Genomic DNA, 14,231 nt, shown 5'->3' with positions numbered 1-14,231 from the left:
TTCAAACCATCGATTTATAATAATCTCGCAGCAAATAAGCAATCCATTTGCAATGAGGATGATTTCGTATATTTTCAAATAAACCTTTTACAATAGCAGGACTTAAAGTTGGTTCAATAAGCTGCTCTTTAAGTAATATTAATGATTCTTTTTCAATAGATTCTTCCATTTCTTCGATTTTTCGATCAATCATTTCAATCATCTGTTCTTTCGTTACCTGCTCATTAATCTCGTATTCATTCAGTTTCCTATAATCTTCTGAAACGAAAGAAATTTTCATATGATTAGCTAAAATATTCGTCTTTTCAACAAGCGTTTCGGCAAGCAAGTCGAAATCGACGGTAACGTGTTTGGATAAGAAAAGTTCTCCATACATTTTCATGAAAGCTTTTATGCAATAAATTAAATCATATTTTGTATGTTTTACTACCTCACCATATAAACGTTCAATCATAGTTAATATGGTTTTTTCGTGCAACTTATCATAATGGCGCATTTTTAGAATGAATTCTTTATTGAATGTTTGCGTCTGTTCCTTGATAAATATTTTTGCGAAATCCAAATGTTTATAAAAATAACGATACGTGGCATTGTAAAAATCATACAATAAACGATCATTTTTTGAATTTTTGACTATGTAGTCAATGTCAGATGTGATTTCCATCATAAAATGATCAATTAATGTTAAAATCAATTCGTCCTTCGATTTAAATGATAGATAAAAAGCACCTTTAGATATGCCGCAATGATCCGTGATTTGTTGAACGGATGTTGCTTCAAATCCTTGTTTTGCAAACAGTTCCAATGCTTTTTCCATAATCAATTGTTTTTTAATCACGATATTTTCCCCGCTCTCAATAGTTCAACGTTGACAAATGACTGATTAGTCATTACTATAAGTGAATAGGTTATGAAAGTCAATTTTGTGTAGGAAAACAAACATTTAGAAATAGAAAATTGGGGGTAGAGAGCAGCTGTGAAAGGTCTAGTTAATTTTGTTCTGAAAAATAAATTAGCCGTTTGGCTTCTTACAATCATTATTACCGTATCTGGAATTTATGCAGGTACTCGAATGAAAACGGAGACGATTCCAGATATAACGATTCCATATTTAATGGTAACGGGAGTATATCCTGGAGCAACTCCTGAACAAGTCATGAAAGATGTGTCCATGCCATTAGAGAAAGCGGCTGAAAACCTGGAAGATGTTAAAGCCGTTTATTCTAATTCATATTCTAACATGTCAAGTATTCAAGTGGAATATGAATATGGCATCGATATGGATGAGGCAAAGCGTGCATTGCAATCTGCATTAGATGCAATGACTTTACCAGAGGATACGCAAAAGCCGACCATTACGTCTATTAATATGAATATGATGCCAGTCGTGGCACTTAGTGTAAGTAGTGAAAAAGAAGACATTGTAGAATTAACTTCTACGGTAGAAGATATTTTACTGCCTAAACTACAGAAAATTGAAGGCGTAGCGTCTGCTACAGTAACAGGGCAGCATATAGAAGATGTAGAGCTTGTTTATAATAAAGAAAAAATGGCTGAACTTGGTCTTACAGAAGATTCAGTAAAGCAAATGATTCAAGCGAGCGACATGTCTGTTTCCTTAGGTCTATATGAGTTTAAAGAAGGGGAAGAAGCAGTAGCGATTGACGGGAAATTCATGACCGCTAATGAACTAAAGAACATGCTTATTCCTGTTACACCATCAGAAACAAATCCAACTCCATTTGTAAAGCTTAGTGACATCGCAAAAATTGATGTAGTCGGAAAAGTAGAATCGGTTTCTCGTACAAATGGTAAAGATGCGATTGCCATTCAAATTGTTAAAGGACAACAAGCAAATACTGTTGATGTCGTAAAAAGTGTAAAAAAATTAATTAAAGACGAGCAAGCTAAAATTGATGGACTGATTATTGATGTTTCACTTGACCAAGGTAAGCCAATAGAAGACTCAATCAAAACCATGGTTGAAAAAGCCTTATTTGGTGGCTTAATTGCCGTATTAATCATCCTTTTATTCTTGCGTGATTTTAAATCGACTTTGATTTCAATTGTATCCATCCCGGTTTCAATTTTTATGGCATTAATGATTTTGAACTGGTTGGATATTACACTGAATATGATGACACTAGGAGCGGTTACGGTAGCCATTGGTCGTGTCATCGATGACTCGATCGTTGTCGTAGAAAATATTTATCGAAGGCTGCATTTAAAAGATGAGAAATTAACGGGGCGCGCGCTCATTCGTGAAGCAACGATAGAAATGTTCAAGCCGATCGCATCATCTACCATCGTAACGGTTGCGGTTTTTGCGCCACTAATCTTTGTAGGTGGGATGGTTGGCGAGTTGTTCATGCCATTCGCATTGACGATGACATTTGCACTAGGTGCGTCGTTAATTGTAGCGATCACTATCGTTCCTGCCTTTTCTCACTTCTTATTTAAGAAAAAATTATATGGTGAGAAGACAGAAAAGAGTCATAAGGAAGCAGGGAAATTGGCGAAATGGTATAAGGGCATCCTAAACTGGACGCTAAACCATAAAGCCATTACATCAGTTATTTCGATTCTTTTATTAGTCGGAAGCATCTGTTTAACTCCACTAATCGGATTTAGCTTTATGGGCAGTGAAGAAGATAAAGTCATGTATTTAACATATACTCCAGCAACAGGCGAGTTGAAGGACGAGACTTTAGCAAACGTAGAAGTTGTGGAGCAAGAATTATTAAAACGCAAAGATATTGATATCGTTCAATTATCGATAACCAATAGCGGCGATCCAATGGCAGCGATGATGGGCGGTGGAGGTAAAGGGGCGCTAATGTACCTCATCTTTGACCCAGATATGGAAAATTTCCCTGAGGTTCGCAAGGATATTGAAGACTATGTATCCAATATTGGCCAATCGGGTGAATGGAAGAGCCAGAACTTCGCTTCCATGGGGATGTCGTCGAATGAACTTAGCTATACATTTTACAGTGAAGATTTAGATAAATTAAATGACGCTGTAAAAAAGGTTGAAAAGGTAATGAAGGAAAACGATGGACTAGAAAAGGTCACTTCAAGTGCTGAAGATGCTTATGTCGAGTATACCTTTAAAGTAGAGCAGGATGAATTGCTGAAATACGGCTTAACTACAGGCCAAATCGTGATGATGTTAAGCCCTCATAAAACGCAAGATGTTTTAACGACGGTTAAAAAAGACGGAAACACGTTAGATGTGATTGTTCAACAAGAACAAAAAGAACAGCCAAAATCAGTTGATGATATTTTAAAAACAGAAATACCAACAGCAATGGGTACAACGATGCCACTTTCTGACCTTGTCAAAGTGGAGAAGGGAACTACTCTAAACACATTGGCACGCAGTAAAGGCGAGTACTATGCAACAGTTTCAGGAACCATCCTTGGAAATGATGTTTCAAAGGCTAATTCTGAGGTAGAGAAAGAAATTAATAAAATTGATTTGCCTAAAGGTGTTTCGATGGATGTTGGTGGTGTAGCGGCCGATATGGCAGAGACATTTACACAGCTTGGAGTAGCTATGCTAGCGGCAATTGCGATAGTATACTTTATCCTCGTTGTTACTTTCGGCGAAGGAACAGCACCATTTGCGATTTTGTTCTCCTTGCCATTTGCAGTCATCGGGGCGTTTGTTGGGCTTTACATTGCTGGCGAAACGATATCAGTATCCGTTATGATGGGCCTCCTCATGTTGATTGGGATTATCGTAACAAATGCTATCGTTCTCGTAGACAGGATTGTTCGAATGGAACGCGGCGGTATGAATATGCGCGAAGCAATATTAGAAGCTGGCGCCACTCGTTTACGTCCGATCCTTATGACGGCGATCGCCACAATTGGAGCATTAATTCCATTAGCGATTGGCGCAGAAGGCGGAGGCGGTATGATTTCAAAAGGCCTCGCCATTACAGTAATCGGTGGTTTAACAAGCTCAACATTATTAACACTCATTATCGTACCGATTGTGTATGAAATACTTTCGAAGATGCTTAAGAAAAATCGTAAAGAAATAGAAGAGAATTAACGGAAAAGCCCTACAAAGAGGTATCTCTTTGTAGGGTTTTTTATTCGGAAAATAGTGCGGACTTTAAATCATTGTTTGTATATAATTGGTATATGGTGAAGTTTTTCCAATAAAATCTTGGGAGAAATAATGAATAAAAAAATATGGTTGTATAGGATTATTTTTTCTGCATTTTTAATGTTGTTAATTGTTCCTTTGATCCAATGGAAAGTTAAAGTTAAGTATATCCGTTTAAACGGAATTGAACAGTTCTCACCAGAGACATCAGATAGCGAAGGTCATTATCTTCTTTTTTATCCTACTGATTATCGTTTTTCTCAGGAATTTACATTAGTAAAAGAAGTGACAAACACTGGAGAAGTCGTAAAACAGTACAGAATTTTTGACGATGATTTTGGAAGAATGACTCCGCATCAAAAGCCAAATGACATTAATCAATTATATATTTCCTTTTTTGGTGGTATTGGTGGCGAATATTATTTTAACTATGATATTCAAAAAAATAGATTTAAAAAGGTGAATGTTGATTATCTGGAAAACAAGGTTGAAATTGACCATATTAGGCACTATGGCGATGAGATTGTTTTTCAGACTCTAGCATCACATAAAACTGGAAATCAAGGATTCTATTCTACAATTTCGAATGCCACTACACAACAAAGCATTGAAACCGATTATCGTCGCTCTCCACTCTCTGCACCACTCTTGGACTTTAATGGAAAGGTATTATATGGTACAGCAGGGACAGTGGGAGATGATGATGATTACGAACATCACGGCATTGCAGTCGCAGATTTAATAAATGGTTCTATTACATACGAAACTTTTGGAACTGATAATATTTCTCTTATCCCTCTTTTTTCAACAAAAGATTATGCCTATATAATGGGGGATAATGGAAAGATGTATGTTTATGATCAAGATTTTCAGTTCAAAATATATGAGCCTTTTAAACATTTACCGAAGCAAGATTATTATGATACATCCGGAAGTAGACAATTAGCTCTAGATGAGCAGAGAATTTTATATTGTTTAAGCGATGGAGAAGATAAATATTCATTAGGTGTTTTTCATTTAAAAGATGAGCCTGTATTTGAATTATTTAATAGAGACTTTTCCAACACAGACAACTGGTATGAACCTCTATATCAGAACGTAGAAGAGAAAGAAATATATGTTAAAGAAATGAGTAATACAAAAAAGAAGAATCATATAATCGTAATAGATAATGAGAGTCTTAAAATAAAGGCGAAATTTCCTGTTCGTAATAATCATTTACTTGATTTTGTTGTAAAAACCAAATGAAAGAAAAAAATCTTCGAGCGGCTATCACTCGAAGATTTTTTTACTATTAACCTTTTAAAATATCATCAATTTTAGCTAATTCTTCTTCACTGAAATCTAGGTTGTTTAAAGCTGCTACGTTATCTTCAATTTGACTTACACGGCTAGCTCCGATTAGAGCGGATGTCACACGTCCTCCACGAAGTACCCATGCAAGTGACATTTGCGCTAGTGTTTGGCCTCTTTCGGCGGCAATGTCATTTAGTTGACGAATCTTTTGTATGACTTCTTCAGTAACTTGATCCTCTTTAAGTGCACCAGTTGAACTTGCAGCACGTGAATCCTTAGGAATTCCGCCTAAATATTTATTCGTTAACAACCCTTGTTGTAATGGGCAGAAAGCTATTGATCCTACTCCACTTTCATCTAGAACATCTTGCAACCCATCTTCAATCCAGCGGTTTAGCATGGAGTAGCTTGGTTGATGAATTAACAACGGCGTTCCTAGATCATTTAAAATTCTAACGGCTTCAGCTGTTTGTTCTGGGGAATAGCTTGAAATCCCAACGTATAATGCTTTACCTTGTCGAACGATTTGGTCAAGGGCACCCATTGTCTCTTCCAATGGTGTGTTTGGATCTGGACGGTGGGAATAGAAAATATCAACATAGTCCAATCCCATACGTTTCAAGCTTTGGTCAAGACTAGCAATCAAGTATTTTTTGGATCCCCATTCGCCGTAAGGGCCATTCCACATCCAATAGCCCGCTTTTGTAGAAATGACCATTTCATCACGGTATGGTTTAAAATCTGTTGCGAGCATTTCGCCAAACATTGTTTCAGCGGATCCTGCTGGAGGTCCGTAGTTGTTGGCAAGGTCAAAGTGTGTGATTCCTAAATCAAAGGCTCTTCTAAGCATCGCACGGCCATTTTCATATGTATCTACACCGCCAAAGTTATGCCATAGACCTAGTGAAATCGCTGGTAATAAAAGACCAGAATTTCCTGTTCGGTTGTATTTCATTGTGTCATATCGTTTGTCATCTGCTAAGTACACCATAATATATTCTCCTTTTTGTATAATATTTAAGATTTAGAGACCTCAACATAGTTTCTCCATATATGAACAGGCTCCCAATTTAATAGCTTTTTAGCCTTTTCATTACTAAAAAGTGTTTCAAAGCCAGTAAATTCTTTCTTGAACTCTTTCACATTTGGATATACCTGCTCCATCAACTGTTTGCTTTCAATATCCATACTAGTTTCATTATTGGCGATGTTTAATGCGACAGAACCAAGTCCGTCCGCTTCAACTGCAAGTCGATACGCGGTTGCGGCATCTCTTGAATCAATATAGCTCCACATTATCGTTTTCCGTTGCTCTGGATTATGAATAAAGCTTGGAAAATTAGCATACATCTCAGGTGTGATGACATTTCCGAGACGCATGGAAACGACTTGCATCCCCGTTCTGCGATGAATCATATCTGCAGTTTGTTCATTCACGATTTTGGATAATCCGTAACTATCCTCAGGCAATTGCGGATGTTCCTCGTCAATTGGCACATATTTCGGCTCTAATGAGTTCCTCGAGAAAACAATACCGTAAGAAGACTCACTTGAGGTAATAACAGCTTTTTTGATACCTAAGTTCCCGGCTGCTTCCAAAATGTTATAAGTGGACATTACATTATTTCGGAACGTCACTTCATTCGGATGTGAATAAGCAACTGGAATTGCAGCAAGATGAACAACCGCATCTGCTCCAACTAAAACCCCGTGCACTTCTCCAAGATTCGTTAAATCTGTAATGACGGTTGGACAAAGCTCCTCATTCGGCTTCTTTGCATCTGCATTCACAACTTCATAGCCATGATGTAAAAATTCTTTTATTACAGAAGGTCCTAATAAACCGCTTCCACCTGTAATGACAACCTTTGGCATGTTAATCACCTCTCTACTTTGGTGTAAATAAAACGCTTACTCACTTCGAAGTATATGTGTTCATAATCATTTATACAAGTAGTGAAAATTTTTTGATATAATAAAAGATAGGTTATTTACTATAAATTTTATAGTTGCTATTTGCTATATAGGGGGACGGAATGATGCAAGAGATAAAGGAAGAATTGGTCATTGAATGCTCGATTGAAAAAGCCTTGAATGTTATCGGCGGAAAGTGGACTTTTCTTATATTAAAGCAACTTTTTGAAGGAACAAAACGGTTCGGAGAAATCCAAAAATCGATACCAAAAATTAGCCCAAAGGCATTAACTGATACGCTTCGTCACTTAGAAGAAAACGAAGTAGTCATACGCAAAGTAACACCTACCGTTCCGGTTACGGTTGAATATTCATTAACAGAGAAGGGACAAGCTTTACATAAGATATTAAAAGAAATGAAGATATGGGGATCGCGATGGGCATAGTTCATTGTTCGAACTGTGCTAACGGAAGTTGAGGGAAATAAATAGAATAGGAACTCGATGTTCTGACATCGAGTTCCTAATACATCATTATAGTTCTAAAAAATTACTTCATCTGGATCTGATCCGAAGCGGTAGTTTTTATTCATTTGATCAATTACTTTCATATCTTCATCTGATAGAGTGAAGTCGAAAATATTAGCATTTTCTTGGATTCGCTCTTTGTGGACTGATTTAGGTATCGTCACAACCCCATTCTGAAGATCCCAGCGAAGGACGATTTGAGCTGGCGTTTTACCATGCTTTTCTGCTAGCTCAGTCAGTTGTGGCAGGTCTAGATTTCCTTTCATAATTGGAGTCCAAGCTTCTAATTGGATACCTGCATTTTTACAATATTGACGAAGCTCCTGCTGATTGAGTAATGGATGGAATTCCACTTGGTTCACTGCAGGAATTACATCGCTGTTTTGTTTAAGCGTTTCAAGATGGTGAATGTTAAAGTTACTTACGCCAATCGCACGAATATATCCGTCTTTCTGCAGCTTTTCAAAAGCCTTCCACGTTTCTACGAACTTCGTTTTACCTGGCCAGTGAATTAGATAAAGGTCAATGTATTCAAGACCTAGTTTCTGGCGACTCTCTTCAAAAGCGCGTAGGGTAGATTCGTAGCCTTGATCAGAGTTTGCTAGTTTTGTTGTGATAAATAATTCCTCACGCGTGATGCCGCTTTGCTTAATCGCTGTACCGACTCCAGTTTCGTTTCGGTAGCCAGCTGCTGTATCAATCGAACGATAGCCTGCTTCCAACGCATATTGAACTGAATTAATTACTTCGTCACCGTCCTCAACTTGAAAGACACCAAGTCCGAGCCACGGCATATGTACTCCATTGTTTAAAACCGTATAATCCTTGATATTTAGAATAGTCACATGTTTTCCTCCTCATCAAGTAATCCCTTTCATTGTATAAGACAACTTTGAAAATTGTAAGTAGTGAAATCTTTTTGTCTAGGTATACTTTTGTTAACTAACTTACTTTAAATTAAGTTCCTCGCTGTAACCAATTTTAGCAACATAGTCGATTAAAAAATGAAGCAGAATTATAGGGATAATAGAATGTAGCCCCATATACAAAAAAGCAAAAAACAAACCAACGATGCTCGTTCTAACCACATTTCCTACACCTTGGTACGTATGGGCAAGTCCAAATATTATAGACGAGGCAATCAATACAACCCATATCGATAAAGATGGAAATAAATAAGTTAAAGCAAAGATTAAAAATCCACGGTAAATGATTTCTTCTGTAATACCTGCCGTCCAGGAAACAAACGTCCAAACTTTTTTATCTTCTTTTGTTATAGGCATGATATCCGCAAATTTACTTTTCTCTAAATCTTGTTTTGTTACTTCCATAATTTTTTGTTTCAATTTTTTACTTATTTTGGATCCCACAAAATAATAGATAAGAAGGAGAGCGTATAAGATGGCAATGCCAATTGTAATATACGTTACCCAAGTTCCTAATGGGCCAGTATTTATCGTAATGCCTCTTAATCCAATATCTTGTAACGTTAACTGTCCAAATCCCACTAGTCCTAGAATGATCAATGTGGGAATCCACAGACCTAACATTACTTTTTTATAATATTTTATTCTTTCAATCGGATTTCTTCGGACTCTTTCTTTGAATCTTTGATAATCAAAATAACCATAAACAGGTTCATATAGAAAAAGAAAAATAATAATCAACCAAATAAAAATGTCCATGATCATTCCCCCTGTTTAACAACAATTCCATGTAGCTTTTTCAAAATTTTGTGGTATGTCAAAATATCTTCTTCGGGTAATTGCAAAAAATATTTTTCCAGCACCATTTCATCAACTTCATTTAATTCTTTATAAAAATCCTCCCCTTTTGTATCTAAAAAAACGAAGACCTCTCGTCTATTTTCTTCGTTTATTTCCCTTTTTACGTATTGTTGTTTTTCTAGTTTTCGAATAAATTGGCTAGCTGCACTTGGTGTGGCATTAATGATGGTCGCAACTTCATTCATCGTCAGTTTTTTACTTTTATGCAAAACGTTTAATACGAGCGATTGCTTTGAAGAAAGGTCGTGCTCGTCTAATATTTTTTTGTATTCGTTTATGAAAACAGACTTAATCTCTTCTGAAAACTGATTGGCTTCCAATAAAATTTTTTTTAAATCCATTTTTTTGTTTCCTCCAATCATTAACTCATGTTAATATTTAAGTGTGATAAATAATTAAGTTTACTTAAATATTACACAAAATTTTTTCTTTAATCAACTTTGAAAAGAGGATTATATATGAAAGTTTTGATTATTGGATTGGAATCCATACTCATTAGTTTCTTGATTTTTAGAGTGTATAAACTGTCAAAAAGCTATAGGAAGCTTGGGAAAGAAAAATCCTTCATCGAAAAAATGGAGGTAATCCTCTCTGAATCGCTTCCAAAGCCTGTTGCGATGATGATAACCAGGGAAATCACGATGCTTTATTACTTGTTTTCGCGGGATTCTAATCAAGAGATGAACAATGCTTTTTCATATCATAAAAAAGTAGGATATAAAGGCATAATGATAGTCTTATTAAGTGTTATTTTACTTGAAAGTGTTGGTCTCTTTTTCTTGCTTCATAATTGGAGTCCGATTATTTCGTGGATTCATGTGGCCTTAAATATATATGCTGTCCTTTACTTGATTAGTGATTACCGTGCCATTGTTCAACTTCCGATTTTACTGAAGGATAATATGCTGCTCATTAGAATAGGATCTAGAAGACACATTGCAATCCCTTTAACTCAAATCGCCTCTATCGATGGAGGAGGGAAGTTTTTGGAGGAAAAGAGGAATAAACATGTTTTTAAAGGGGTTTTACTCGAATTTGATACCCCTCAATTTGAAATCGACCTTAAAAATCCTATCATAATGACTAATTTGCTTGGAAAACCGCAAGAGATTACAAAGGTCTACTTAACTGTAGATGATAAGGAAAAACTTCATCAATCTTTGAAAGAATATAAATTTCCATCTTAAACTGAGAGGGAGAAACTTGCTCTTTTTGGTTGACCACAACGTTACTTGGGAATCCACCAGAATAAGTTTTTCCTTTCATTCGAAGAATTTAAGGAGAAGTGGATTCCTCTAAGGGTCTATCATTTCCAGCTAAGAGAAGACCAGTGTTGGGGTATGACATGACAACCAAAAACCTGCAGATGCCACCTCTAAGAATTCATCAAACGCACACCCAATAACATCAAAAAAGAAATCCCCACCATGCTAATAACCCACAACCAAGCCAATTCCATATTGCCAGAATCAATCGCTATGTAGATCGCGGTTGGGATCGTTTGGGTTTTGCCAGGGATGTTGCCGGCAAACATTAAAGTGGCTCCGAACTCGCCTAATCCACGTGCGAAACTTAAAATGGCTCCTGAAATAATTGCTCGATGCGCAAGTGGAATCGTTATGAACGCGAATAACTTAAATTCATTTGCACCGTCTACACGGGCTGCGTTCTCAATATCATGATCTATCGATTCAAAGCCAGCTTTAGCAGATTGATACATAAGTGGAAAAGCGACGACGGTGGAGGCAATGACTGCTGCCCACCACGTAAACATAATTGGTTGTTTAAACAAGGCTTCTATCAACTGTCCAATAATGCTATTCCTACCAAATATAACAATTAGCAAAAATCCTACGACAGAAGGCGGCAATACTAAAGGTAAGAGGAATGTTGTTTCTATAAAAGTCTTCCCTTTGAATTTTTTATTCGCCATCATCTTTCCAAAAAATAATCCTATTATGAATACAATGATTCCTGAAAAAGCAGCGACTTCTAATGAAAGTTTAATAGGTGCCCAAAAGTTGGTGGCCATTTTAATTATTTCAGTCCTTTAAATCCATACTTTTCGAAAATATCAATAGACGATTCGTTCTGAAGAAATTCGTAGAATCGTTTTGCTTCTATTGGATTACGACTGTTTTTAATCACTCCAATAGGATAAATGATAGGGGCGTGAGAGTTTTCTTTTGCTGTTGCCACCATTTTAACTTTCAGTGAAATGAGCGCATCTGTTTTATACACAATACCCGCATCAACATTGTTTGTTTCTACATATGTAAGAACTTGCCGCACGTCTTTAGCATATACGATTTTTCCTTCGACATCTGCCCATAAGTGCAAGTTTTGTAATGTTTCTTTTGCATATTGTCCAGCTGGTACTGATTCCGGGGTCCCTATAGAAATCTGTCCAGCCTTGATTAGATCTTCGAAAGACTCAATTCCTGTATTTGAATTTACAGGTATGACTAGTACAAGTTCATTTCCAACTAAATCGATTCCTTGTTTTTGATCGATTAATCCGTCTTCTATCAGTTTATCAAACTTGTCTTCTGCAGCAGAAAAGAAAAGATCGACAGGTGCTCCTTGAGAAATTTGTTGCTGAAGGGCACCAGAAGCTCCAAAGTTAAAGTTTATTTTTATATGAGGATTTTTTTCCTCAAAGAGTGGTTTAATATCATTCAATGCATCTTGTAAACTTGCTGCTGCAGATATGGTTATCTCTACGTCTTTTTCTGATGCCTCTAATTTATTGGACGAACATCCACTTATGATAAGTAGTATTACGGAGATAAAGAACAAAATAAGCTTTTTCACCATTTATTGTCCTTTCTAACTTGTTATGGTTACTTGAAATAAATTATATCATGAAGGAAACAATGACTGTTTTAGAGAAAAATAAAATGCCCAATGGAGAAAGCAGAGCCCCATAACATTAGTCTCACTATAGTTACTCTAATGGACAAAGGGTTTAATATACTTTTGATAAATAAAAATAAAATATGCTTGACACTAATAAAAAACTTCAATACTATTTATTTATTGATTAATAAATAAAAAAGAGGTTGATTACAATAGTCGTACGTGAAGATAAAAAAGAATTGATTTTAGACAAAGCCGTCGGTATTTTTGCGGAAAACGGGTATTACAAAGCAACGACAGCCCTAATAGCAAAAGCCGCAGGAGTAACACAACCGTATGTTTTTCATTTTTTTAAAAATAAAGAAGAACTATTTATTGCGGTTATTGATCGGGCCTCCAAGCGTATTTATGAAGCTTTTTCAGAGGTAGAAGCACCAGTTGAGAAATTGATGGATACGATGGGGAAAGCATTTATGGATATGATGAAGACGCATAAAGATGAAATCATTTTAATAATGCAGTCGCATGCAATTTCCGAACCAGTTATTCGCAAGCATGTTAGGGAAAAATTTAGGATTGTTCAAGAATTAGTCACTGAAAAGTTAAAAACAGCAGGCAGCCCAAATCCGGAAGCTGGTGCAAGTCAATTTTTAAGCAACGGATTCTTAATTACGGTGGCGGAAGTATTAGAATTACCACAGTTGCTTTGTTTTGATTAGGATAAGAAGGCAGAATATATCTGTCTTTTTTAACACTCTGTTATTTATTGATTGATAAATAAATATCGAAAGGAAGATGAATGTAAAATGATGAAAGCTGCATCAAAATCTCTTATTTTATTGTTTGCGAAAGAAAAGCTATTGGTCATTATGGGTATGATGGGTTTTGTGCTTGCTGCAATTTGTGCCGTTTATGTTGCTTTATTTGGGGGGATTATTCTTCCAGAAGGAAACGTGGAAAGTGCGTTTTCTTTTAATGCAGCCATTGCTATTTTTATCTTATCCATTGCAGTCTTATTACAAGTATCTGGATTAAGCCCGAGAGGTAGAAAAAGGATTCGTTGGGGTTTTGTTTTTACAGTTTTAATCGGATATGGGATAGAAACGATACAGCATTTTCGAGGTATTAATCCCAGATACACACAGGTGGGGACTACGACCGATGTTTTATTCGGGACGTTCTTCGGAATAATGTCTTTAGTGCTAATTACTTTGACTATTATCGTTGCTATTTCTTTTTTCCGAAGAAGGGATGAAGAGCAATATCCATTCCTTACTCTCAGTATTCGATATGCATTTCTCTCCACAATGGTTTCTTTCGCCGCAGGCATTTGTATGTCCGTACTTCAAAGCCGATATACGGGAGCGGCTGGGAATTTTATCGTTCTACATGGATTAGGATTCCACGCTCTCCAGACACTTCCTATATTGGGATGGTTAACTGAAAAAGCAAAGATTGACTCGAAGCGAGCTCGGGTTCTTATACATGTAGGCAGCGTTTCTTGGATGATTTCTATTTTATTAATCGGCATTCAAACATTTCTCGGACGTACAATATTTGAAATGAGTGTATTGCCTATTCTTGCGGTCATTGCTCTACTAGGTTGGTTAGCGGCGTTGATTGTTTCCTTTTTAGATGCGTTAAAAGATAATCAAGCTCTATGGATAAACGGGAAAGGGTATCAATGAATATTGATCGAGCCATAGAAATAGTAAAGAACGAAAGCCA

The 14,231-nt window shown here is 36.4% G+C and carries 14 protein-coding genes; 6 read left to right on the top strand and 8 right to left on the bottom strand.

What is annotated here, in order from left to right:
* Window position 1 precedes the first annotated feature (1 nt).
* Entirely contained in the window at window positions 2-838 is an 837-nt protein-coding gene (locus tag KHA97_RS14505; protein ID WP_213125417.1) for a TetR/AcrR family transcriptional regulator, read from the bottom strand.
* Window positions 839-976: 138 nt separating this feature from the next.
* On the opposite strand from KHA97_RS14505, the gene KHA97_RS14500 reads away from it, so the two are divergent.
* Together KHA97_RS14500 and KHA97_RS14495 are read left to right on the top strand one after the other, a co-directional pair.
* Window positions 977-4,063 carry an efflux RND transporter permease subunit gene (locus KHA97_RS14500; RefSeq protein ID WP_213125416.1) on the top strand — a complete coding sequence of 1,029 codons (3,087 nt, stop codon included), beginning with the start codon at window positions 977-979 and terminating at the stop codon, window positions 4,061-4,063.
* Window positions 4,064-4,192: 129 nt separating this feature from the next.
* Window positions 4,193-5,368, top strand: a complete 1,176-nt coding sequence (locus KHA97_RS14495) for a hypothetical protein (protein WP_213125415.1) — start codon at window positions 4,193-4,195, stop codon at window positions 5,366-5,368.
* Between the two features lie 46 nt (window positions 5,369-5,414).
* On the opposite strand, the gene mgrA is transcribed toward KHA97_RS14495, so the two are convergent.
* The gene (gene mgrA, locus KHA97_RS14490) at window positions 5,415-6,407 is read right to left on the bottom strand and encodes an L-glyceraldehyde 3-phosphate reductase (RefSeq protein WP_213125414.1); all 993 of its coding nucleotides are present in this window, start codon (window positions 6,405-6,407) and stop codon (window positions 5,415-5,417) included.
* 26 nt (window positions 6,408-6,433) lie between these two features.
* Window positions 6,434-7,291, bottom strand: a complete 858-nt coding sequence (locus KHA97_RS14485; RefSeq protein ID WP_213125413.1) for an NAD-dependent epimerase/dehydratase family protein — start codon at window positions 7,289-7,291, stop codon at window positions 6,434-6,436.
* A gap of 161 nt (window positions 7,292-7,452) precedes the next feature.
* Between KHA97_RS14485 and KHA97_RS14480 the strand changes: the two genes are divergently transcribed.
* Window positions 7,453-7,776: a winged helix-turn-helix transcriptional regulator gene (locus tag KHA97_RS14480; RefSeq protein ID WP_233713486.1), complete on the top strand. Its 324-nt coding sequence runs from the start codon at window positions 7,453-7,455 to the stop codon at window positions 7,774-7,776.
* Between the two features lie 95 nt (window positions 7,777-7,871).
* Here the strand turns inward: KHA97_RS14480 and KHA97_RS14475 are convergent, their stop codons facing one another.
* From KHA97_RS14475 to KHA97_RS14465, 3 genes are all read right to left on the bottom strand, one after another.
* Entirely contained in the window at window positions 7,872-8,651 is a 780-nt protein-coding gene (locus tag KHA97_RS14475) for an aldo/keto reductase (protein ID WP_213125798.1), read from the bottom strand.
* A 153-nt stretch (window positions 8,652-8,804) separates the two neighbouring features.
* Window positions 8,805-9,542: a CPBP family intramembrane glutamic endopeptidase gene (locus tag KHA97_RS14470; RefSeq protein WP_213125412.1), complete on the bottom strand. Its 738-nt coding sequence runs from the start codon at window positions 9,540-9,542 to the stop codon at window positions 8,805-8,807.
* Window positions 9,543-9,544: 2 nt separating this feature from the next.
* Complete coding sequence (locus KHA97_RS14465) at window positions 9,545-9,985, bottom strand: MarR family winged helix-turn-helix transcriptional regulator (protein WP_213125411.1); 441 nt, start codon at window positions 9,983-9,985, stop codon at window positions 9,545-9,547.
* A gap of 117 nt (window positions 9,986-10,102) precedes the next feature.
* Between KHA97_RS14465 and KHA97_RS14460 the strand changes: the two genes are divergently transcribed.
* Window positions 10,103-10,831 carry a hypothetical protein gene (locus KHA97_RS14460; protein WP_213125410.1) on the top strand — a complete coding sequence of 243 codons (729 nt, stop codon included), beginning with the start codon at window positions 10,103-10,105 and terminating at the stop codon, window positions 10,829-10,831.
* 188 nt (window positions 10,832-11,019) lie between these two features.
* Here KHA97_RS14460 and modB read toward each other — a convergent pair whose 3' ends face one another.
* Both modB and modA read right to left on the bottom strand, forming a co-directional pair.
* Window positions 11,020-11,676 carry a molybdate ABC transporter permease subunit gene (gene modB / locus KHA97_RS14455; protein WP_213125409.1) on the bottom strand — a complete coding sequence of 219 codons (657 nt, stop codon included), beginning with the start codon at window positions 11,674-11,676 and terminating at the stop codon, window positions 11,020-11,022.
* Window positions 11,677-11,681: 5 nt separating this feature from the next.
* Window positions 11,682-12,458 (bottom strand): molybdate ABC transporter substrate-binding protein, encoded by a 777-nt coding sequence (gene modA / locus KHA97_RS14450; RefSeq protein ID WP_407658039.1) that lies wholly within the window; start codon window positions 12,456-12,458, stop codon window positions 11,682-11,684.
* Window positions 12,459-12,706: 248 nt separating this feature from the next.
* Between modA and KHA97_RS14445 the strand changes: the two genes are divergently transcribed.
* Both KHA97_RS14445 and KHA97_RS14440 read left to right on the top strand, forming a co-directional pair.
* Entirely contained in the window at window positions 12,707-13,222 is a 516-nt protein-coding gene (locus KHA97_RS14445; protein WP_233713485.1) for a TetR/AcrR family transcriptional regulator, read from the top strand.
* 87 nt (window positions 13,223-13,309) lie between these two features.
* The gene (locus KHA97_RS14440) at window positions 13,310-14,191 is read left to right on the top strand and encodes a hypothetical protein (protein WP_233713484.1); all 882 of its coding nucleotides are present in this window, start codon (window positions 13,310-13,312) and stop codon (window positions 14,189-14,191) included.
* Window positions 14,192-14,231 lie beyond the last annotated feature (40 nt).

Origin of the sequence: Lederbergia citri (assembly GCF_018343625.1) — a bacterium.
GTDB lineage: Bacteria > Bacillota > Bacilli > Bacillales > Bacillaceae_C > Lederbergia > Lederbergia citri.
Note: the sequence above shows the minus strand (reverse complement) of the source record. Positions and strands in the feature narration are given on the sequence as shown.